Here is a 22,449-nt window from a genome sequence, read left to right as displayed (position 1 = left end):
AACATCAACAAATCTGTGTTTATTATACCATGAGATTTAGTTATGGTAAATATGTTTATTATGTATTTTTATTATGGTAAATCATATGTTATGATGTCTTAAGTAAACTTGATTCAGATACAATCATAATACAATATTTTTATATGCTAGGAGGAATATAAGCATGGGAATGACAATGACACAGAAGATTCTTGCTGCACACGCAGGCCTTGACTCTGTTAGTGCAGGACAGCTCATTGAGGCTGATTTAGATCTTGTGCTTGGAAACGACATTACCTCACCTGTAGCGATTCATGAGATCAACAAGATGAAGGTAGAGGGAGTGTTTAATAAAGATAAAATTGCACTCGTTATGGATCACTTTGCACCAAACAAGGACATCAAGTCAGCAGAACACTGTAAATGTGTTCGCGAGTTTGCCTGCAAAAACGAGATTACAAATTACTTTGATGTAGGAAAAATGGGCATCGAGCATGCACTTTTACCTGAGCAGGGACTGACTGTAGCAGGTGATGTGATTATAGGAGCTGATTCACATACATGTACATACGGAGCTTTAGGAGCCTTCTCTACAGGTGTGGGAAGTACTGATATGGCAGCAGGAATGGCTACAGGCAAGGCTTGGTTTAAGGTACCTTCTGCTATCAAGTTCAATATCGTCGGAAAACCGGCTGAGTGGATCAGCGGCAAGGACGTCATCCTTCATATCATCGGTATGATTGGTGTGGACGGTGCACTTTATAAGTCAATGGAGTTTGTCGGAGATGGACTTAAATATCTTTCTATGGACGACAGATTTACTATCGCCAATATGGCAATTGAGGCCGGCGGCAAGAATGGTATCTTCCCTGTAGATGATCTCACAAGAGAGTACATGAAGGAGCATTCAAAGCGTCCGTTCACAGAGTATGAGGCTGATAGTGATGCAGAGTATGATGAGGAGTATACAATCGACCTTAGCACACTTAAGTCTACAGTTTCATTCCCACATCTGCCTGACAATACACGTACCATCGATGAGGTTGGTGATGTAAAGATTGACCAGGTAGTAATCGGTTCATGTACCAACGGCCGTATGGATGATCTGCGTATTGCAGCAAAGATTCTTGAGGGTAAAAAGGTTGCGGATGGTATCAGGGTTATCGTGATTCCTGCCACACAAAAGATTTATCTTCAGGCTATGGAAGAGGGCCTTCTTAAGACATTTATCGAGGCAGGTGCCATTGTGAGCACACCTACCTGCGGACCATGTCTTGGCGGATACATGGGAGTGCTCGCTGAGGGCGAGAGATGCGTATCTACCACAAACCGTAACTTTGTCGGACGTATGGGTCATGTGGATTCTGAGGTTTATCTGGCAAGCCCTGCTGTTGCAGCTGCAAGTGCCATTACAGGTAAGATTTCAGGACCAAAGGATGTTATGTAAAGATTGGAGGAAGCACAATGAAAGCAGCACACGGTCGTGTATTTAAATATGGAGACAATGTCGATACAGATGTAATCATTCCTGCAAGATATCTGAATTCTTCTGATCCTAAGGAGCTTGCAACACACTGCATGGAGGATATCGATAAGGATTTTGTAAATAATGTAAAGGCCGGAGATATCATGGTAGCCAACAAGAACTTCGGCTGTGGTTCATCAAGAGAGCATGCACCGATTGCCATCAAGGCTGCCGGCGTAAGCTGTGTTATCGCAGAGACATTTGCAAGAATTTTCTACAGAAATGCAATCAATATAGGTCTTCCTATTATTGAGTGCCCTGAGGCAGCAAAGGCAATAAAAGCCGGTGATGAGGTGACAGTAGACTTTGATTCAGGTATCATCACAGATGAGACAACAGGAGAGAAGTTTAAGGGACAGGCCTTCCCACCGTTCATGCAGAAGATTATCGACTGCGAGGGACTTGTAAACTATATAAATCAGAAGTAATTATAAAAATTCCCGAGGTTATATAACCGCGGGAGTTTTTAGTACAATATTAAAAATAATGGTAATATGCAAACTGTGGGATATGCGTTCTATAAATCAAATTGCTGCAGATACTGCAAATATTTATTGGAAACTGTCACAGAAGTGTAAATATCCGCGTATTCCTTGCCTGATATACTTTCGATATAGTTTTCGGGATAGTTTTTTTCTATGCCATGTGCATGAGCCATATCGACAGCTTTATTGTATGCAATAGCGGCCTTTTCGATTGTGTTGTAGGTTCCTATGACAAAATTACCGTTTATGTGTATGCGAGCTTTATATTTGTCGAGCCCTGCAGTTTTGATAATCTCTACACCATGGTATGGATTTAACAGCTTGATGTTTTCGTAGCGCATGTCGGTTGAATCGTTGTTTACAAATACATAGTCCCGTCCGCAAACAGCATGAGGCTGTATGCCATAGCGGCTAAGCAGGGTGACCTGCATGCCGTAGTCGTTGACGTACAGATGTCCCTGGCGTTTTAATATGCGATGCTCAGAGTAGTAAAACAAATCGTCTATATCGAATTTCAGCTCATGTGATATATCCAGATAGTAGCTGAAATAGTTTTTGCGCAGATATATGGGCGTCTTTATGTACATTCCGTTATCACGGAAATTAATAAGAGTTACAATTTTATCAAATGTAAGTGCATGGGTGTGAAAGTAAGAGTCCTCTATGCTGTTTGTTTCTTTTAATAAAATTGTCGATGCGGTGGCATAGGCGCGGCTTGCAGAAAGCTCACTGTCAAAGCTTCCGAGACTGATGTGTTTGCTTTTGTAGGTGATGTTGGACCTGTAGTAAATGGTGCCGTCTTTTCTGACAGCGGTGTAAACTCCCTGGAGCATAGATATAATTTGTGTTCCTTTCACATATATTTTTAATCATATATATATTATTGTAGCATTTTTGTTATTGATTTGATATATGAAATTTATTATACTATAAAGGATAATAATTGTCTGCATATAGATGCAGCAATATGGATTTAGATAAGATAAAAAGAGAAATGAGGTAAAAAATGGATTTATTATATTCAAGTACAAGAAACAGTGAAAAGAAAATAACAGCTTCACAGGCTATCCTTAAGGGCCTTGCCGATGACGGAGGATTATTTGTACCTGAGAGCATTCCGGCACTTGATGTTTCTGTTGAGGAGCTTTCTAAGATGTCATACCAGCAGGTAGCATATGAGGTTATGAAGCTTTTCCTTACGGATTTCACAGAGGAAGAGCTTAAAAATTGTATCAACAGGGCATACGACAGCAAGTTTGATACTACTGAGATTGCACCGCTTAAGTTTGCTGACGGGGCTTACTACCTTGAGTTGTTCCATGGCTCTACAATAGCCTTCAAGGATATGGCATTATCCATTCTGCCTCATTTACTTATCACATCCGCAAAGAAAAACAATGTTAAAAACGAGATTGTCATCCTGACAGCCACATCAGGAGACACAGGAAAGGCAGCTATGGCAGGTTTTGCTGATGTTGAGGGGACACAGATTATAGTTTTCTATCCAAAGAATGGTGTCAGCCCGATTCAGGAAAAGCAGATGCTTACACAAAAGGGTGCCAATACTCATGTAGTGGGTATTCACGGCAACTTTGACCAGGCACAGTCAGCAGTAAAGGCTATGTTCAATGATAAGGCTCTTGCAGAGACGATGGATGCCGCGGGCTATCAGTTCTCATCTGCCAACTCAATCAATATAGGTCGCCTTGTACCACAGATTGTGTACTATGTATATGCTTACTCAAAGCTTTTTGCACAGAGAGCTGTCGCAAAGGATGAGAAGATAAATATCGTTGTTCCTACGGGAAACTTTGGAAATATACTTGCAGCGTTTTATGCAAAAAATATGGGACTTCCAGTTGCAAAGCTTATCTGCGCTTCAAACGAGAACAAGGTGCTTTACGATTTCTTCACAACAGGAGAGTATGATAAAAACAGAGAGTTTATCCTCACAAATTCACCATCCATGGATATTCTCATTTCTTCAAACCTTGAGAGACTCATTTACCGTATCGCAGGAAATGATGCAAATAAGAATGCTCAGCTTATGGCTTCGCTTGCTAAGGATGGCAAATACACTGTAACACCTGAGATGAAGGAAAAGCTTTCTGACTTCTATGGAAATTACACAAGTGAGAAGGAAACCGCTGAGGTTATTAAAAAGCTTTACGAGGATACAGGATACATTATTGATACTCATACAGCAGTTGCAGCAGGTGTATATGACAAGTATAAGGAGGCTACAGGTGATACAGCCACAAAGACTGTTATCGCATCTACAGCAAGTCCATTCAAATTCACAAGAAGTGTGATGGATGCAATTGATCCTAAGTACGATTCAATGACAGACTTTGAGCTTGTAGATGAGCTTTCAAAGCTTGGCAACGTTAAGGTACCAAATGCCATCGAGGAAATCAGGGATGCAAAGATTCTTCACAACACAGTCTGTGATGTGGATCAGATGGAAAACACTGTTAAGAAAATGCTCGGTGTGCAGTAATAATATAATGTTACCTTTTGCCCATTTAATCATATAATTGTAATTTGTTTGATATATAATTATGTATAGCGCAACATAAAAGAACATCTGCTGATTGCAGATGTTCTTTTTGTGCTCTAATTATAGAGTAAATAATTATCAGATTACTGAAACCGCCTTGCAAAGATATTAGAATTCAATAATAAAGTGAATGGCTCCGAAAGGGTATAACAGCTTGAGCTTGCAGGCTTTATTGAAGCTGCGTGTCTGTCCATCAAAATGCTCAGGTGCAGTGAGAGTAAGCTCAAGTGCCTGATCATTTGAACAGTTGACCAGAAACAGTCCATTGTTCAGGTTCAGGAAATCATCGAGAGATGCCTGTACATACTCGTCGTATACTGAAAATGATTCATTTACATAGCGTGATGCAAAATTGATGGCTGTTGTCTGACTCATGCCTATGTATGTAGATATGGCATAGCTGCCCTCGATGTCCTGACGTACCATGCAGTCCGCACTAAAGCTGTCACATATCTCGGCAGAGAGCGGAGTGTAGTCATCACCGACAAATCGGATAAAGCTGTTAAACAAAAGCTCAAGATACATAATGTCAATGGCAGAAGGATCTATGCCTGTATTGGCAAAAAAATGACCTATCAGATGATTTATACTGTCCTTATCCTCGAGTACCATGTCAAGATCGGAAATAGCATTCTCACTGCGGTAATCATGTATACTCTTTTCGAGAGTGGTATTGTCAATTATGCCTTTGTCTAAAAGAATCTGTCCTAAAAGAAGAAAGTCAGGGCTTTGGATGTTTAAGAGATCCTTTACCTGCTCGTCTGTCAGATAGCCCATTTCTATTGTAAGCTCACCAAACTTCTTGTCCTGATGGGTCTGCTCGACTATTACTGAATCAACCTCGGCAGCTGTCATAAGCCCTGAGTGGATGGCAAGAGTACCGAGCTTTGCGTGCTTTTGTGCTTTTTCTTTGAGTGCGTCAAAAAGCTGCTCATTAGTGATATACCCCTTTGATAGGAGAAAATTGCCAAAAAATTGAGTATACATATTAATTTCCTCCTATGTGCTTCTTAATCAGACTTATGACCTGATCCTTGTCGATTGGTTTCTGAATGAAGTCACATGCTCCGGCAGCAAGAGCCTTTTTAAGCTCGGACTGTGTGCCTACAGATGATGCAACGAAGATGGTAGCACTGCTGTCATACTCCATAATTTCTGAGATAGCGGCATTTCCATCCTTTACTGGCATTACAATGTCTATAAATGTGAGATTTGGCTTATGCTCCTTGTACATATCAATGGCGAGCTGTCCGTTTGCCGCCTCAATGATAGTCGGTGAACCAATGGAATTGATTATGTCCTTCATCTGTTTTCTTGCGAGAATCGAATCATCGCATATAAGTATTTTTAAATCGTCAAGTTGCATTTTAAAAACTCCTTCCCCTTGAAAATATAAATATATTTTACTACATTAATAATAGAAATTCAAGAAATAGTTGGGACTTATTTACCATTTATTTTTTCCTTACATGAGGTTATACTAATTTTGGTGATTTTACATATTTTTTGTATATATAAGATCCGTGATAACTATTTAGGAATATTAAATAAAAATACAGGAGAAAGAAGCATGAACTATTTTATTATAATAGATGCGGTCACACTGATACTGGGAATTTACATAATATTTGTGTCACTGCGAATGAAGAAAAGCGGCAAAATTGAAAGTACCTTTGTGGCTGAGGATGAGATGAAAAAGATAAAGGATACGGCCGGATATATAGCTTATATTTATCCAAAGTCACTTGTATTCGGCATTGTGATCTTTGTTATCAGTATAGTTGCGATAGTTTCGGATTGCCTCAAAAAGATACCGTACTGGTCATATGTGGAGATGATTATATTCGTCGCAGTAATTATCTGGTTTTCAAATATGTTACGAAATGCCAGAGAAAAATTTGTTAAATTCTAACATGAATTTTGCATTGCAACATGAGACATAATAAAGTATAATGAATTTACAAAGATACCTGAGATGTTCGACAACCCTGTGTATTTAGAACCTACATTTACTTTAAACGGGATTCCTATATGAGCTGTTGGATGTCAGGCCGTCATTATGCAGCGGAAGGCAGAAGGCAGACTGCGGTTACCCACCTAGCAAGAGCGCTAGGAGTCTAAATTACAGGACCGGCATTTTGGGTTCTTACAAAAGAATAATAATGTACAAAAGAACTCCGGACGCACAAAAGATTTATGAGATACAAAAGATTTTTAAAGCACAAAGGATTCTTAAGTACAGATGATAAAGGGAGCTGTTTTTGCAGCTCCCATTTTTTGAGCAGTAACCACTATTTGGGTGTTAAGGAGAACAGAAATTTGGCAAATAGAAGACGAAGACGGCAAAAGCCGAATCAGATGGTCTGGATAATGCTTGCGATAACCGTGGTATGCGTGGTTATTGTTTTTGCAATTGTTATGGCGCAAAAGGAAAAGGGGGCACTTGTAAAACAGGCGAGGGCTGTGACGAAGGATATGGTGTATGAGAATGCATATATTGTGTCAAATGACGATGGAAGGCTGATTTTCATATGTGATGGAGAGCTTTACAGGGCTAAGGGAACCATGGAGGAGAGCTTTACAGGGGTCTGTGATATTGAAATCAGTGGCTCTAAGGTCAAAAAGATACAGATAAAGCCGGATGATATATCAGGTGTGATGCTGTCATACGGAAACGGAACCATGCAGATTGCAGGGCAGGGTGACATTCCAATGCAGTCAGACAAGCTGCCGGTGTATGATGAGACAGGAGCAGCGCCTAAGGAAATAGCGGTTTCTGACCTGATAATCGGAAGTGAAACTCTTTCTTACATACTTGATTCCGGCAGGATATGTGCCATCGTCAGAAGACAGGCACCAGACCTTACATACATAAGAGTGCTTATAAAAAACGATGGAAAGGATGTATTTCCAACAATTGCGGCAGCTGCCGCAGCTAACCTTTATGTGGATGATGCTGATTGTGGAAGCAATGCTATTGACGATGTGGGTGCATATATGGCAAATGCACAGAAAGGTAAGATAAAGGTGAGCTCAGCGGACAATTATGTCAGCATAAACGGTAAGAGCTATCCGGGCTCATTTGAGTTTATCGGGACAGATGCAGGAATTGTGGCGGTGAATACAGTCGATGTGGAGACATATGTGCGCTATGTGCTGCCGTCGGAGATGCCGTCTACATTTGATGCAGAGGCGCTTAAGGCTCAGGCTGTTTGCGCAAGAACCTTTGTATATTCACAGATGAAAAATACACAGTATGCGCTATACGGAGCAAATATTGACAATACCACGGCTTTTCAGGTCTATAACGCTTCAGAAACAAAGCAGTCGACCGATGAGGCTGTAAAAGCTACAGCAGGACAGGTTGTCTCATGTGGAGGAAGCTTAATAACATGTTATTATTTTTCTACATCTGCCGGAAAAACAGAGGATATGGAGGTATGGTCTTCGAGTACACCGGATTTCATACACAAGGTGGAGTCGGTGGATGACAATTCGCCATACTACAGATGGACCTCGGAGCTTGATTTATCGGCATACAATGATCCTCAGTATGGCACAGCAACAGGTATTTCTGTCGATAAGACGTCGGATGCCGGTTATGTACTTTCGCTCACAATAAATTATGGAAACAAATCGCAGACCTTTACGGCGGAGAATGATATAAGAAAGGCGTTAGGGCATTATCAGAAAAAAGTTACATTAAACGATGGCTCTGTGAGGGAGAATATGTCGATGATACCAAGCGCCTGCTTTAGTGTGAGTGCCGGTGCAAATGGTCACTATACACTGTCCGGAGGAGGCTTCGGCCATGGAATAGGCTTCAGCCAGTATGGGGCAGACAAGCTGGCAAAGGCAGGAAGCGGCTATAAGGATATAATCGGATATTATTATAAGGATGTGACAGTGGTGGATATAAGCAGTGTACGCAGTGAGCAGTGATATGTCTCAATTATTATAACTTTCGGGATTTTATTATATTTAGCAGCCACTATAGCCGATTTAAAGGTGAATTTTTACGTTTAAAAAAATTGATAGCATGGATAGTAGAAATGTGGTAATATCGAAGTGCTTAGATACATGACTATGTGTGTGATAGTAAGATACATTGTAATTATTTCGTAAGAAAACAAGAGGATTTGACAATGAATTTACCGATAGAGTTTGAAAAAAAGATGAAGGCCTTTCTGGGCAATGAGTGGGATGATTTCTTATACAGCTATGACAATAACAGATTTCAGGCACTCAGATTCAATACATTAAAGGTACAAAGCCAGGAAGAAAGAATGCGGATATTGAAAACACTTAAAATATCCTCAGAAAAAAAGGTTTCGTGGGCAAATGAGGCATATTACTTTGATGAGAATGTGCGTCCGGGAAAGCATCCGTATCATGAGATGGGGCTTTACTACATACAGGAGCCAAGTGCCATGTCGGCGGCTGCACTTTTAGCTCCAAAGCCGGGTATGAGAGTGCTTGACCTGTGTGCGGCACCCGGTGGAAAGAGCACACAGCTTGCCACATATTTAGGAGACAGCGGACTTTTGGTATCAAATGAGATTAACACACAAAGAAGCCGGATTTTGTCGCAGAATATAGAGCGTATGGGAATCAAAAATGCGATTGTGACAAATGAGGACAGCTTTGTGCTTGCTTCACATTTCCCAGGCTTTTTTAATGCTATACAGGTGGATGCACCTTGCTCAGGAGAGGGAATGTTTCGAAAGCTGCCTGAGGCAATAGAGCAGTGGAGCATGGAAAATGTGGCAATCTGTGCGGCAAGGCAGAAGGAAATACTGGATAATGCTGCGGTGATGCTTAAGCCGGGAGGTACGATAGTGTACAGCACCTGCACCTTCTCGAGGGAAGAAAATGAGGATGTAATTGAGTGTTTTTTGGAGAGACATCCTGATTTTACACTTGAAGAAATGGAGCGCTTCTGGCCACATAAGGTGGACGGAGAGGGGCATTTTGTGGCAAAGCTTGTGAGAAGAGGCAGTGTGGACACAGACCTTAAAGCTGACAGGAAAACCAAAAAGAACAAAAATAGTAAGAACAGGAAAAATGAAACAAAGCCGGCTCTCACAAAAGAAAATATGAAGCTTCTCTCAGAGTTTCTTGATGAGACCATATCAGAGGATATGGCAGCATGGATAAAAAACTCAAGGCTTGTCATGTTTGGGGAGCAGCTCTACAGGCTGCCTGATATGGAAGTTGATATTAAAGGGCTTAAGGTGCAGCGAGCAGGGCTTCATATAGGAGAGTTTAAAAAACAGCGCTTTGAGCCGTCGCATTCGCTGGCACTTGCACTTAAGCTAAATGATGCTAAAAACGTAGTAAAGCTTACCTGGGATGATCCGCAGACAACAGGCTTTTTCAATGGTCAGTCAGTTATGTTATCTGATGAGCAGGCGGCTGAATGCAAAAAGGGCTGGGCACTTGTATGTGTAGATGGATATCCGGCCGGCTGGGGCAAGGTGAATGGTGCACAGGTTAAAAACCATTATCCTAAGGGGCTTAGAAATAAAATATAAAGAAAATAGAAAAATTTTCTACTTGCAAAATATAGAGATTGTGCTAAAATGACTTATGTGTTATTAAGAAATAAGCATTTGCGATATATATGTCGCAGCTATATATAATAAAAGCAATGAAGGTGCATAGTAGATTATAGTACTTTGACCAGAGAGAGATTGTCATCGGCTGAAAGCAGTCTTGCAAAAAGGCTATTGATTGAAGTTCACACTGAAGCTGCATGGATGAAGCACAGTAGTTCATGACGTGTTATGTACGTTACACATATCAATGAGAGTCCATTGGATATTTCTTCAATGGAAATCAGGGTGGTATCGCGGAATTTTCGTCCCTGCATGGTTTAATAGCCATGCAGGGGCGTTTTTTATCGCATAAACGGCGAATTCAAGCTTGAAGTTACGGGTTTATGCAAATTAAGAAAAATATTATGAGGTGAAATTCGATGAGAGACAAAATTCAACAGATCAGAGAAAAAGCACTTGCTGAAATTGATAAGGCTGACGGTCTTGAAAAATTAAATGATGTGCGTGCTGCAATTCTTGGAAAGAAGGGTGAGCTCACAGCAGTCTTAAAGGGCATGAAGGATGTTGCTCCTGATGAGAGACCAAAGGTAGGCCAGTGGGTCAATGAGACACGTGAGGCAGTTGAGAAGCTTCTTGATGAGAAGGTTAAGAAATTTGAGGCAGAGGCACTTAAGCGCAAGTATGAGAGCGAGAAAATAGATGTCACTATGCCTGCAAAGAGAAGCAAAAAGGGTAATCTTCATCCTGTAACACAGGTAAAGGACCAGCTCTCAGAGATTTTCACATCTATGGGCTTTGAGGTTTACGAGGGTACAGAAATCGAGAATGATTACTATAATTTTACAGCTTTAAATACTCCAAAGGATCATCCGGCCCGTGATATGCAGGATACGTTCTACTTATCACCTGAGTTCTTACTTCGTACACAGACCTCAGCAGGACAGATTCACGTTATGGAAGCAAAGAAGCCGCCTATCAAGGTTGTTTCACCGGGTAAAGTTTTCCGTTCGGATGATGATGCGACACATTCTCCTATGTTCACACAGATGGAGGGACTTGTGGTAGATAAGGGCATCACACTCTGCGATTTAAAGGGTATGCTTGACCAGCTTGTAAAGAAGATGTTCGGAAAGAATGTCACAACACGTCTTCGTCCTTCATACTTCCCATTTACAGAGCCGTCTGTAGAGGTTGATGTAAGCTGTTTCCAGTGCCATGGCAAGGGCTGCTCTTTATGCAAGGGCACAGGCTGGATTGAGGTGCTTGGTGCAGGCGTAGTAAATAAAAAGGTGCTTGAGGGCTGTGGCATAGACACAAATGAGTACAGTGGTTTTGCATTTGGTATCGGTCTTGAGCGTATTGCAATGCTCAAATACGGAATTAACAACATCAAGCTTTTATTCGAGTCAGACCTTAGGGTATTAGACCAGATTGATGACAACTAGATTCATTTTTCTTGAATATATAACAGGAGGCAAAAATTATGTTAACACCACTTAGCTGGTTAAAAGATTATGTAGATATAGATGTAACACCAAAGGAGTTAGAGGAAAAATTATTCTCATGTGGTTTCGAGGTTGAGGAATCATATGAAGTGGGAAAGGATATTTCAAACGTAGTAGTCGGCCTTGTAGAAAAATGTGAGCCGATTCCTGAGACACACCTGAGCCTGTGTCAGGTAAATGCCGGAGCACATGGCACATTCCAGATCTGCTGTGGAGCGGACAATGTAAAGGCAGGGGGCAAATATCCTCTTGCACTTATCGGTGCCACAGTATATGCCACAGCAAAGGATCACGTTACAATAGAGGGCGTGATGGAGATAAAGCAGGGCAAGCTGCGTGGATATGATTCATATGGAATGTTATGCTCAGGCGTAGAGCTTGGCTTAAATGAAGACCTCTATCCGGGTGCAGGCTACAACGGACTTTTGGTTTTACCTGAGGATGCTAAGGCGGGAGATGATGTAAAACCTATCCTCGGCCTTGATGACTGGATTTTTGATATTGCAATAACAGCAAACAGACCTGACTGCCAGTGTATATATGGCATGGCAAGAGAGGTTGCTGCTGTTTTGGGAAAAGAGCTTAAGGAGCCTGCGCTTGACTATACTGCTGATGATGTGAAGAAGGAAAATTTCAAGGTATCTGTCCTGGCACAGGACATCTGCCCTCGCTACACAGCTCACTATGTACATGATGTAAAAATCTCCGAGTCACCTGCATGGATGAGAAAACGTCTTGCACTTGTCGGAATAGGCTCTATTTCAAATGTGGTAGACATCACTAACTTTGTTTTAAAAGAGCTCGGACAGCCAATGCATGCCTTTGATTACTCATACCTTGAGGGAGATGAGATTGTAGTAAGACGTGCAAACGATGGAGAGAAAATTGTCACACTTGATGAGAAGGAATTTGAGTTAAACAGCAATAACCTGGTTATCTGTGATGGAAAGAAGCCAGTTGCGCTCGCCGGTATCATGGGCGGCTTAAATTCTGAGATTAACGACGGCACCACTGAGGTGATGTTTGAGTCTGCAAAATTTGCAAGAGACAATATCAGAAAGAGCTCACGTGCGTTGGGACAGTCATCTGATTCGAGTGCACTTTACTCAAAGGGTGTAAACGAGTACACAACAGCCATGGCCATGAAGAGAGCGCTTCACCTGATGGAGGAGCTTGGCTGTGGTAAGGTTTCTTCAACTCACGTTGAGGTGACTACAGGAAATTCGCTTGAGCCAAAAGAGATGAAGGTTTCTATTGCAAAGGTTAATGGTGTGCTTGGAATAGAGGTTCCTACAGAGGATATCGTGAGAATACTCACAAATTTAGGCTTTGCACCGGTTGTAAGCGGTGATGAGCTGACACTCATGATTCCTGCATATCGTGAGGATATGGAGGATTATCCGGATGTGGCCGAGGAGGTTATCCGTATGTATGGCTATGATCATGTCATTCCTGCATTCATGCCTACGGCACAGGTTACACTCGGAGGACTCAACCTTAGACAGCAGACAGAACGCAAGATAAAAGAGGTGCTCTGTGCAGCAGGCGCGTATGAGGGAATACATTACTCATTCTTCTCACCTGCTGATCTTGATTTGCTCAGATTCCCGGAGGATGCACCTGAAAGACATGCTATCAGGCTTATAAACCCAATCAATGTTGACCTCTCGCTTATGAGAACAACACTTGCTTCTGAGATGCTTTATGCCATAGCAAGAAATCAGAAGAAGGGTATCCTGGAGGGAAGAATCTTTGAGCTGGGAAATATCTTTATCGCAAAGGAGCTTCCGCTTACAGAGTATCCGGATGAGAGAGAGACACTTTGTGCAGGCGTATTCGGTGAGGATGAATCGTTCTTTACTATAAAGGGACTGGCTGAGACTGTAGCAGATGCGCTTGATGTGAAGTTTACATACAAGCCGGCTCAAAAGCCATTCCTTCATCCATATCAGACAGCAGAGGTATTCTGTGACGGACAAAAAATCGGATATCTCGGTCAGGTAAGATATGAGATATGCGATGAGCTTGACATGAGAGTACCGGCATATGTGATGGAGCTTGACTTAAGAGTTCTTTCACAGTGGTATGGAAAGGACAGAGTATTTACTCCAATCTCAAAATTTGATGATGAGAAGAGAGATTTTGCTTTTGTTGTGGACAAGGATATCACATGTGAGCAGATTGAAAACGGTATCAGGGAAGCCTGTGATTATGTCTCAGATGTTACACTGTTTGATGTTTACGAGGGTGTACAGCTTCCTCCGAATAAGAAGAGCATGGCGTACAGTGTAGTATTTACACCAAAGGATGAGGAGCTTAAGACTAAGAAGGTCGAGGGCTTTGTAAAGGATATACTTGCTCATCTTAAAGAGACTGCAGGTATCACACTTCGTGGTTAGACGTTAGTATAGTGTTAGGAATAGGAAAATTATGGACGTAAAAGATTTTGATTATGATCTTCCGGAGGAGCTGATAGCACAGGATCCTCTGGAGGACCGCTCCAGCTCAAGACTCATGGTGCTTGACAAGAAGACAGGAGAAGTCAGCCATCATGTGTTCAAGGAGATTGTTAAATATTTAAGACCGGGCGACTGCCTTGTGCTCAACAATACAAAGGTAATTCCTGCACGTCTTTTTGGCGTGAAGGAAGGCACTATGGCAAAGATAGAGATACTTCTTCTAAAGCGCAGACAAAATGACGTATGGGAGACTCTTGTAAAGCCGGGTAAAAAGGCAAAGCCGGGCACAAAGATTATATTTGGTGACGGACTTTTAACAGGTGAAGTAATAGATGTGGTTGATGATGGAAACAGGCTGATTCAGTTCAGTTATGAGGGTATTTTTGAGGAGATACTTGATAAGCTCGGACAGATGCCGCTACCTCCGTATATCACACATCAGCTAAAGGACAAGAACCGCTACCAGACAGTATATGCAAAGTATGATGGCTCGGCCGCTGCGCCTACTGCAGGACTGCATTTCACAAAGGAACTTTTACAGCAGGTAAAAGATAAGGGCGTAGATATTGCAGAGGTGACTTTACATGTGGGGCTTGGCACGTTTAGACCGGTAAAGGTGGATAATGTGCTTGATCACCATATGCATTCTGAGTTTTACATGGTGTCACAGGAGGCTGCAGACAAGATTAATAATGCAAAGAAAAATGGCGGCAGAATAATATCTGTCGGCACTACAAGCACCCGTACCTTAGAGGCAGCATCCGATGAAAACGGCATGCTAAAAGAGTGCAGCGGATGGACGGATATCTTTATTTATCCGGGATACAGCTTTAAGGTGATTGACTGTCTGATTACCAATTTCCATCTGCCGCAGTCTACACTTGTCATGCTTGTGTCAGCATTAGCAGGCAGAGAGCATGTCCTCAATGCATACAAAGAGGCTGTAGAGGAAAGATACAGGTTTTTCAGCTTTGGTGATGCGATGTTTATAACGAACGATATGCATATGGACGATGAGGCAGCTGAATAAATTTTACTTGTAAAAATCAGTCATATATACTAATATGTTGTTTGAGGGTAATTTGTTCCCTTAGTCAATAATATAATAGATGGGGTAAAGTGAATGGAAGAAAAGAGAAGACATAAAAGACTTGACATTGATGTATCGGTACAGTTAGAGCGGCTGGATGAGGACGGAGTGACAACACTTAAGTATTGTCATGTGGATGTCACAGATATTTCCAGAAGCGGTATAGGATTTAATGCAAAGGTACCTCTTGATATACATACATATTATGACACCAAGATCCAAATTTGGACCAAGGAGGTTGTGGATGCGGTTGTCGAGATTGTACGAAGAACAGACAGTGAAGAAGGAGTATATCACTATGGTGCTGTGTTTATCGGTATGACAGACACTGATGCACTCAAGATTGATATTTATCAGATTTTCAATGATTTATAAAGTAAAAAAAGTAAATCATCCACATGATATAGTAACCAGTGTACCTGGCTCAAAGAGTATCACAAACAGGGCCCTTTTAATCGCTGCACTCGCAAGCGGGCGCAGCGTTTTAAAAGGGTGTCTTTTTAGTGATGATTCGAGACATTTTATAGATGCACTGATTCGTCTTGGATTTCCGGTTTTGGTGGATGAGGATAAAAGAGAAATAACAATAACAGGCTTTGGAGGCAGGATACCAAAGAATGAAGCTGAGATAGATGTGGGAAGTGCAGGTACCGCTGCACGTTTTCTTACAGCTTTTCTTGGACTGTCAAAGGGCAGATACCATATAGTGTCTTCTGAGCAGATGAAGAAGCGTCCTATGAAGGATCTGCTTGTATCGCTTGAAAAGCTGGGTGCCCATATTGAGTATGATGAGAACGAATATCATTTTCCTTTTACCATCGGAAATACAGGGGAGTATGCTGATACTGTTGATATAAACGTAGACAAGAGCAGCCAGTTTTTGAGTGCCCTTCTTATCTCGGCGATAGTGATGGAAAAGAACTTTACGATTAATGTCACAGGAACGCATGGTATGGCATATGTTGAGATGACGCGTCTTATGATGAAGCAGTTTGGGCTTGATGTGATGCAGGATAAAAAGAATAACAGCTTTATTATCCCTAAGAAAGCGGCGTATGAAAGCTTAGACTATGATATAGAGCCGGATGTGTCGGCTGCATGCTATTTTTATGCAATGAGCCCGCTTTTACATGTTAAGTCAAAGGTGATGGGGGTGCACCAAAACAGCTTGCAGGGAGATGTGGCATTTCTTGATGTGCTTGCGGATATGGGCTGCACAATTTCCGACGAGGCAGACGGCATAGTGTGTATGCCACCAAAGAATGCTCATATACATGGCGGAAGCTGGGATTTGTCAACATTCTCAGATCAGGCGCTGACTCTTGCTGCGATTGCACCGTTTGCAAAGGAGCCTGTAGGGATAGAAGGCATTTCGCATATCCGTCTGCAGGAGTGTGACAGGATAAACGCCATCGAGGAAAACCTGGCGGAATTAGGTGTGAGGGTTGAAGAAACTGAAAATGGCTTAAGGATTTATCCGGCAGAGTGTATTAAGCCTTGTAAAATTAAAACGTATGACGATCATCGCGTAGCCATGTCTTTTACTTTGCCGGGGCTTAAGGCAGAGGGTGTTGAGATAATAGACCCTTATTGCTGCCGCAAGACTTTTGAGAATTTCTATGAGGTACTTGAGGAGAGCGTATATTAATAAAGTGTTATTGGTTTTTTGCTTATTTGTAAACAGTGCTGCATTGGACGGTATAAAAAGAGCCGTAAAACGAATCAAATTCGTTTTACGGCTCTTTGTTTTTGGTATTAAAACCATATAACAGGATAAATCATCTGCGGTGAATAGTATAGTTTCTTTCTTTAAGTACGCTGATAGCCGATTCAAGAGCATCTTCGTCATAGAACTCTATGCGCAGTACACCCTCCTCAAACTCACGGTTGTTTATGATGCCGATATTCTTGATGTTGATGCCGTTGAAGGCTAAAAGGCTTGCAAGCACTGCAATACCGCCTGCCTCATCGGCAATATCGACAAATATCTCGTGGAAATCCTTGCGGATTTTGGCACCGGGCAGTGTGAGTGAATCCCTGTAATTCTTTGAATCCTGGAAATAATCAATCATCTTTTGAGAACTGCCATCTGCAATTATTTCGCGAAGCTTATGGAAATTGGCTTCATACTGGTCCATGAGTGAGAGTAGCTGTGTTTTGTTGGACTCACATATGTTTTCCCACATGACAGGGGAGCTTGCAGCGATACGTGTCACATCGCGGAAGCCTCCGGCAGCGATAGTTTTCATGGTCTCTTTTTCGGAATCAATATGCTCAATCAGATTGACAAGAGAGTATGCAATCATATGTGGCAGGTGGCTGATGGCTGCGGTAGCATGATCGTGCTCCCTATAGTCTAAAATGAGAGCTATCGAGCCCAGTGAAAGTACAAACTGTTTGAAATCATTCTGATTTTCTTCAGTAGTTGCAGCAGTAGGAGTGATAATATAGTAGGCGTTCTCCAAAAGCTGCTTGTCTGAATTGAGTATGCCCGTTTTTTCAGAGCCGGTCATAGGATGACCGCCGATGAAATTGCGCTCAAGACCAAGCTCTATGACCTTTTCATGAATCTGGGTTTTGGTGCTGCCTACATCTGTGATGATACAGTCATCCTTTATGATATCCTTAAGCTGTGTGAGGTATTCGATATTTTTGTTTACCGGTGCACACAGAAAGATTACGTCGCAGTCTTTAAAAGAGTTAAGCTCTAAAAGCTCATTATTATCTATCAGGCCAAGCCCAAAGGCATCCTCTATGGTCTGTTGATGCCCGGCTGTTGCGATAATTGAGACCTTTGGATTATTTTCTTTCATTTTTCTGGCTATCGAGCCGCCAATCAGACCGAGCCCTATAAAGCCAACTTTATCAAAATGCATTTATGTGTATCTCCTAATTCTTTATTGTAACTATTCGGAATCACCACACGCACATTCTCAAAATCGCACTATAGTGGTTCGAAATATTTACAATATATTATATCCAATTTAACACTATAAAGCAATAAATTATTGGCAAATTTATTCCAATATAACAATAAAAAATAATCGTCAGATTGCATAAAAGTGTTGTAAATTATATAAAATATTAGTACAATGTTTACATACTATAATAATGTCAGGGAGGTACTTGAAATGAATGTTTACACTACTGAGAAGATTCGAAACGTCGTGCTTTTAGGCCATAGCGGCTGTGGCAAGACATCACTCGTGGAAGCTATGGCATATCTGGCAGGACAGACTACCAGAATGGGCACTGTAGCGGATGGCAGCACTATCAGCGATTTTGACAAAGAAGAGATAAAGCGTCAGTTCTCTATACATACATCGGTTGTACCGATTGAGTGGGATAATGTCAAAATAAATATTCTCGATACTCCTGGTTTTTTTGATTTTGTGGGAGAGGTTGAAGAAGCTGTATCGGCTGCAGATGCTGCAATCATCGTGGTTTCAGGCAAGGCAGGCATACAGACAGGCACAAAAAGAGCATGGGAGATATGCGAGAAATACAAGCTGCCGAGGATGATTTTCGTGACGGACATGGATATCGACAATGCAAGCTTCAAGGATGTGGTGCTAAAGCTGCAGGAGCTTTACGGCAAGAAAATAGCTCCATTCCATCTGCCAATCAGAGAGAATGAGAAGTTTGTGGGCTATGTCAATGTCATTCAGCAGAGGGCAAAGAGATGGAATGAAAGCGGAGGCGTGGATAAGTTTGATGTGCCTGAGTACTCAAAGGAGAACCTGGGAATATGTCGTGAGGCTTTAGTTGAAGCTGTAGCTGAGACAAGTGAGGAGTTCATGGACAGATATTTCGGCGGAGAGGAGTTTTCTGATGATGAAATCAGGGCTGCGCTTCGTGCAAACGTGCTTGAGGGCTCTATTGTACCGGTGCTCATGGGCTCAAATATTCTCGCAAGGGGCATGTATACACTTATGGCTGATATTGTGAAATACCTGCCAAGTCCTGAGAAGAGAAGCTGTACCGGTATTAACACCAAGACAAATGAGGTGTATAATGCTGATTATGATTTTGCAAAATCAAAGAGCGCTTATGTGTTCAAGTCTATAGTTGACCCGTACATCGGTAAATATTCACTGATCAAGGTTAATTCAGGCGTACTAAAGACAGATGATGTACTTTACAATTATCACAGGGACTGCGATGAAAAAATCGGTAAGCTCTATGTGATGAGAGGCAGTAAGGTGGAGGAAGTGAAGGAGCTTCATGCAGGTGATATCGGAGCGCTTGCAAAGCTTACAAAGACTCTTACGACAGATTCGCTTTCCACCAGAAATATGCCGGTTACATATCTTAGAACAAGCATATCAAAGCCGTATGTGGCAATGCGCTACAAGGCAAAGAAAAAGGGCGATGAGGACAAGATTTCCCAGTCTTTACAGAAACTGTTAATGGAGGATCTGACATTAAACAGTGTAAATGACAGTGAAAATGGACAGACTGTACTATATGGTATCGGTGATATGCAGCTTGAGGTAGTGGCAAGTGAGCTTCTTGAAAAGTACAAGGTGGAGATAGAGCTTATGCGTCCAAAGGTAGCCTTTAAGGAGACTATCAGGAAAAAATCTGACGTAGAGTATAAGTACAAGAAGCAGTCGGGCGGACACGGACAGTACGGACATGTCAAGATGACCTTTGAGCCGTCAGGTGATATGGATACGCCATATGTATTTGAGCAGACGGTCGTAGGAGGAGCTGTACCGAAGAACTTCTTCCCGGCTGTTGAAAAGGGTATTGCAGAGTCCGTGAAAAAGGGACCTCTTGCAGCCTATCCTGTGACGGGGATAAAGGCTGTACTGTATGACGGCTCTTATCATCCGGTTGATTCATCTGAGATGGCCTTTAAGGTGGCAACACAGCAGGCATTTAAAAAGGGCATTATGGAGGCAAAGCCTGTGCTTCTTGAGCCAATTGCCACTCTTAAGGTAGTGGTGCCTGAGGGCTATACAGGTGATGTGATGGGTGAGCTTAACAAGAGACGTGCGCGGGTGATGGGCATGAACCCGACAGACAATGGATATCAGGAGATAGTTGCGGATATTCCTTATCTGGAGCTTTATGGATACAATGCCACACTTCGCTCAATGACGAGCGGAAGCGGCACATTCTCATATGAGTTTGCCAGATATGAGCAGGCACCGGATGATGTGGCTGCAAAACAGATAGAAGAAAGGGCAAGCAAGCTTGTTGAAGTTGAAGAGTAGAATAGCATTAATTATATTACTTACATTGATTTTTACCAATACTCATGTGTTTGCATCGGAGATAAAAGAGGCAGAAGCTGCCTCTTTTGCTTCCGGGCCATCACTAAATACACTGGTTGACAATATGTCAGAAAGTGATGGTGTTTCATATATTTACTATAATCTGGGTGGTGCGGCAAACAATATCAATAATTATGGATACATCACGCCAAAGCAGAAATTCATGGGACTAAGAGAACCGCACAAATACGGTTATAAATTTGATGGCTGGTATCTGGATGAGCATTTTTCAAAAAAGGCGGATGTTCTGACATACGAAAAAGCAAATGGATATGTGGTATATGCCAAATGGGTCAGGACGATTAACAATGAATACAGCGTAGAGCATTACAATTACAGGAGTAATAAAAAAGCGCATACACTGGCGCTTAAGGATTGCGATTACGATTTTATAGATGAAATAGATATTCCGGGCATGCCGGAGACGAAGGAAAATGATTTTCTCAATAATTATATTTTCAGTGAGGCACAGTGTCCTCAGGGAATTTGTATCACGGATGAATACGTGCTTATCACAAGCTATTCTGATGACAAGGGCTCACTCGGGGAGCTTATGGTATTTGACAGGGAGGACGGAGAGTACCTTGTGACACTTGGCATGGATGCAAACAGTCACCTGGGAGGAATTGCCTTTGACGGGGAAAATGTATGGGTGTGCAATTCCTACGACACAACTGTGGAGCGCATCTCGTATGATTTTATCTCTCTAATGGCCACTGCGAATTCCAAGCAGGTCATCGATGCGACAGGTGTGGTAGATGTGTTTGATGTGGGAAACAAGCCGTCATGCATCACATTCTATGGAGGCAGGCTGTGGATAGCCACTCATAATATCCTTTTTAAGTCAAAGATGGTAGCATATTATTATGACAAAAAGGACGACAGGCTCACAAGCCTGAGCACATATACGATACCTGCCAGAGTGCAGGGCGTTACATTTGATGCCTCAGGAAAGGTATATCTGAGTACCTCCTATGGCAGGAATGAGTCATCGTATATCAAGTGCTACAAATCACTCATAGCTCTGTCGTCAAGGCCAAACAGCCCCGACATCACAATAGAGATGCCGCCGGGCTCAGAGGAGCTTGACAGTGTGGATAAAAGCTTGTATGTCATTTTTGAATCTGCGGGAGAGAAGTACCTTGAGGGTACGGATGGCAAGGGAAACTCGCCTGCACCGATAGACAAGATACTTCGCATAAATACAGATTCATTTAAAAATTAAACTATAGCATTTTTAAAAGCTTTTCAACCTGCCTGCGGTTTTTCTCAGGCAGGTTTTTGCTTAGCTCAGTGCACATGGAATAGACCTCTTCTTTGGTAAATTCTATGCCGTTACGCTTTGCCTCCTTAATACTTTCCATGAGAAACGGCATGGCACTTGTTGTGTCCTTTGGTTTTTCCTTTTGTGCAAAATTATTTAAAAATTCCTGCTTTGTCATAAATCTCCCTATTGTCCAAAACTGAAAAAATATTTAATAGATTGTCTATCGTATCCTGTTCGCTTTTGCTGCAGTATTTCTTTAAGGCATTGAGCATGGAAAGCCTTCTGTCTGCCATACTTTCTGTCTCTGCAACAGACAGTGCAGGTGCACAATCTATCATTCTCATTGAATTCATAAGTGATATGTAGTGAACCATAAGAGTCATTTGCTTTTGTGAGTCATGCGGCATATATGGAATTATGGTTTTAAGCATCTGAAGCTCCCTTGTCTGGGTTATTTCATCGAATGGTGTAAACAGGCTGTTCTCGTCCATAAAAATCCTTTAAAATATATTTCTATATAATATGTCACCTGATTCACATTATGCATGTTTACAGCATATATTATTAAAAAAAGATATATGCTTATCATAGATGGTCACGACGTATACGAGATAGATGAAGAATGCATCAAAAAGCACAGAGTGAAGGGCGAATGTAAAGTCCTTGAAAAGCTCAAAGAAAAAGAGCAGCGCAGGCAAAAAAAGAATACTGAAAAATCGTAAAAAGCTGCGGGCCGAAA

General features: G+C 41.8%; 20 protein-coding genes, 1 other RNA gene and 1 other annotated feature. Of the genes, 15 read left to right on the top strand and 6 right to left on the bottom strand.

From position 1 onward, the window contains the following. The first annotated feature begins 163 nt into the window (after positions 1 to 163). Positions 164 to 1,426 (top strand): 3-isopropylmalate dehydratase large subunit, encoded by a 1,263-nt coding sequence (gene leuC, locus EUBREC_RS09000; protein WP_012742834.1) that lies wholly within the window; start codon positions 164 to 166, stop codon positions 1,424 to 1,426. 17 nt (positions 1,427 to 1,443) lie between these two features. Beyond that, on the top strand, positions 1,444 to 1,932 hold the full coding sequence (gene leuD, locus EUBREC_RS08995; RefSeq protein ID WP_012742833.1) for a 3-isopropylmalate dehydratase small subunit: 489 nt from the start codon (positions 1,444 to 1,446) through the stop codon (positions 1,930 to 1,932). An 89-nt stretch (positions 1,933 to 2,021) separates the two neighbouring features. On the opposite strand, the gene EUBREC_RS08990 is transcribed toward leuD, so the two are convergent. Beyond that, entirely contained in the window at positions 2,022 to 2,822 is an 801-nt protein-coding gene (locus EUBREC_RS08990) for a hypothetical protein (protein WP_012742832.1), read from the bottom strand. Between the two features lie 173 nt (positions 2,823 to 2,995). Here EUBREC_RS08990 and thrC point away from each other — a divergent pair, with 173 nt between their 5' ends. Then, entirely contained in the window at positions 2,996 to 4,489 is a 1,494-nt protein-coding gene (thrC, locus tag EUBREC_RS08985; RefSeq protein WP_012742830.1) for a threonine synthase, read from the top strand. A gap of 168 nt (positions 4,490 to 4,657) precedes the next feature. Here the strand turns inward: thrC and EUBREC_RS08980 are convergent, their stop codons facing one another. Continuing rightward, on the bottom strand, positions 4,658 to 5,536 hold the full coding sequence (locus EUBREC_RS08980; RefSeq protein WP_012742829.1) for a hypothetical protein: 879 nt from the start codon (positions 5,534 to 5,536) through the stop codon (positions 4,658 to 4,660). A gap of 1 nt (position 5,537) precedes the next feature. Continuing rightward, positions 5,538 to 5,915, bottom strand: coding sequence for a response regulator (locus EUBREC_RS08975; protein ID WP_012742828.1), 378 nt, complete (start codon positions 5,913 to 5,915; stop codon positions 5,538 to 5,540). 204 nt (positions 5,916 to 6,119) lie between these two features. Between EUBREC_RS08975 and EUBREC_RS08970 the strand changes: the two genes are divergently transcribed. The 9 genes from EUBREC_RS08970 (at position 6,120) to aroA (ending at position 16,809) form a co-directional block, all read left to right on the top strand. Beyond that, a complete protein-coding gene (locus EUBREC_RS08970; protein ID WP_012742827.1) occupies positions 6,120 to 6,461 on the top strand; it encodes a hypothetical protein in 342 nt (113 codons plus the stop codon). A gap of 52 nt (positions 6,462 to 6,513) precedes the next feature. Then, positions 6,514 to 6,698, top strand: a non-coding RNA gene (gene ssrS, locus EUBREC_RS16995) — 6S RNA. Positions 6,699 to 6,868: 170 nt separating this feature from the next. Further along, positions 6,869 to 8,491 carry a SpoIID/LytB domain-containing protein gene (locus EUBREC_RS08965; protein WP_306718456.1) on the top strand — a complete coding sequence of 541 codons (1,623 nt, stop codon included), beginning with the start codon at positions 6,869 to 6,871 and terminating at the stop codon, positions 8,489 to 8,491. Positions 8,492 to 8,694: 203 nt separating this feature from the next. Further along, positions 8,695 to 10,083 carry an RsmB/NOP family class I SAM-dependent RNA methyltransferase gene (locus EUBREC_RS08960; RefSeq protein WP_012742824.1) on the top strand — a complete coding sequence of 463 codons (1,389 nt, stop codon included), beginning with the start codon at positions 8,695 to 8,697 and terminating at the stop codon, positions 10,081 to 10,083. Positions 10,084 to 10,190: 107 nt separating this feature from the next. Further along, positions 10,191 to 10,420: a binding site (T-box leader), on the top strand. Positions 10,421 to 10,526: 106 nt separating this feature from the next. Then, positions 10,527 to 11,552 carry a phenylalanine--tRNA ligase subunit alpha gene (gene pheS / locus EUBREC_RS08955; protein WP_012742823.1) on the top strand — a complete coding sequence of 342 codons (1,026 nt, stop codon included), beginning with the start codon at positions 10,527 to 10,529 and terminating at the stop codon, positions 11,550 to 11,552. Positions 11,553 to 11,590: 38 nt separating this feature from the next. After that, positions 11,591 to 14,011, top strand: coding sequence for a phenylalanine--tRNA ligase subunit beta (gene pheT / locus EUBREC_RS08950; RefSeq protein WP_012742822.1), 2,421 nt, complete (start codon positions 11,591 to 11,593; stop codon positions 14,009 to 14,011). A gap of 31 nt (positions 14,012 to 14,042) precedes the next feature. Beyond that, complete coding sequence (gene queA, locus EUBREC_RS08945; protein ID WP_012742821.1) at positions 14,043 to 15,101, top strand: tRNA preQ1(34) S-adenosylmethionine ribosyltransferase-isomerase QueA; 1,059 nt, start codon at positions 14,043 to 14,045, stop codon at positions 15,099 to 15,101. A 93-nt stretch (positions 15,102 to 15,194) separates the two neighbouring features. Next, a complete protein-coding gene (locus tag EUBREC_RS08940) occupies positions 15,195 to 15,536 on the top strand; it encodes a PilZ domain-containing protein (protein WP_012742820.1) in 342 nt (113 codons plus the stop codon). After that, positions 15,526 to 16,809: a 3-phosphoshikimate 1-carboxyvinyltransferase gene (gene aroA, locus EUBREC_RS08935; protein WP_012742819.1), complete on the top strand. Its 1,284-nt coding sequence runs from the start codon at positions 15,526 to 15,528 to the stop codon at positions 16,807 to 16,809. The genes EUBREC_RS08940 and aroA overlap by 11 nt, the downstream gene beginning before the upstream one ends. Before the next feature lie 130 nt (positions 16,810 to 16,939). Here aroA and EUBREC_RS08930 read toward each other — a convergent pair whose 3' ends face one another. Beyond that, positions 16,940 to 18,037, bottom strand: coding sequence for a prephenate dehydrogenase/arogenate dehydrogenase family protein (locus EUBREC_RS08930; RefSeq protein WP_012742818.1), 1,098 nt, complete (start codon positions 18,035 to 18,037; stop codon positions 16,940 to 16,942). Between the two features lie 255 nt (positions 18,038 to 18,292). Here EUBREC_RS08930 and EUBREC_RS08925 point away from each other — a divergent pair, with 255 nt between their 5' ends. Beyond that, positions 18,293 to 20,383, top strand: coding sequence for an elongation factor G (locus tag EUBREC_RS08925; RefSeq protein ID WP_041254079.1), 2,091 nt, complete (start codon positions 18,293 to 18,295; stop codon positions 20,381 to 20,383). Next, a complete protein-coding gene (locus EUBREC_RS08920) occupies positions 20,373 to 21,668 on the top strand; it encodes an InlB B-repeat-containing protein (RefSeq protein WP_118083894.1) in 1,296 nt (431 codons plus the stop codon). The genes EUBREC_RS08925 and EUBREC_RS08920 overlap by 11 nt, the downstream gene beginning before the upstream one ends. A 1-nt stretch (position 21,669) precedes the next feature. Here the strand turns inward: EUBREC_RS08920 and EUBREC_RS08915 are convergent, their stop codons facing one another. Together EUBREC_RS08915 and EUBREC_RS08910 are read right to left on the bottom strand one after the other, a co-directional pair. Further along, entirely contained in the window at positions 21,670 to 21,885 is a 216-nt protein-coding gene (locus EUBREC_RS08915; RefSeq protein ID WP_012742815.1) for a hypothetical protein, read from the bottom strand. Then, a complete protein-coding gene (locus EUBREC_RS08910) occupies positions 21,860 to 22,201 on the bottom strand; it encodes a hypothetical protein (protein ID WP_012742814.1) in 342 nt (113 codons plus the stop codon). The genes EUBREC_RS08915 and EUBREC_RS08910 overlap by 26 nt, the downstream gene beginning before the upstream one ends. 87 nt (positions 22,202 to 22,288) lie before the next feature. Here EUBREC_RS08910 and EUBREC_RS17715 point away from each other — a divergent pair, with 87 nt between their 5' ends. After that, positions 22,289 to 22,432, top strand: a complete 144-nt coding sequence (locus EUBREC_RS17715) for a hypothetical protein (protein ID WP_167527321.1) — start codon at positions 22,289 to 22,291, stop codon at positions 22,430 to 22,432. Positions 22,433 to 22,449 lie beyond the last annotated feature (17 nt).

Origin of the sequence: Agathobacter rectalis ATCC 33656 (assembly GCF_000020605.1) — a bacterium.
Taxonomy (GTDB): Bacteria; Bacillota; Clostridia; order Lachnospirales; family Lachnospiraceae; genus Roseburia; species Roseburia rectalis.
This window is presented reverse-complemented; position numbering and strand designations above follow the sequence as displayed.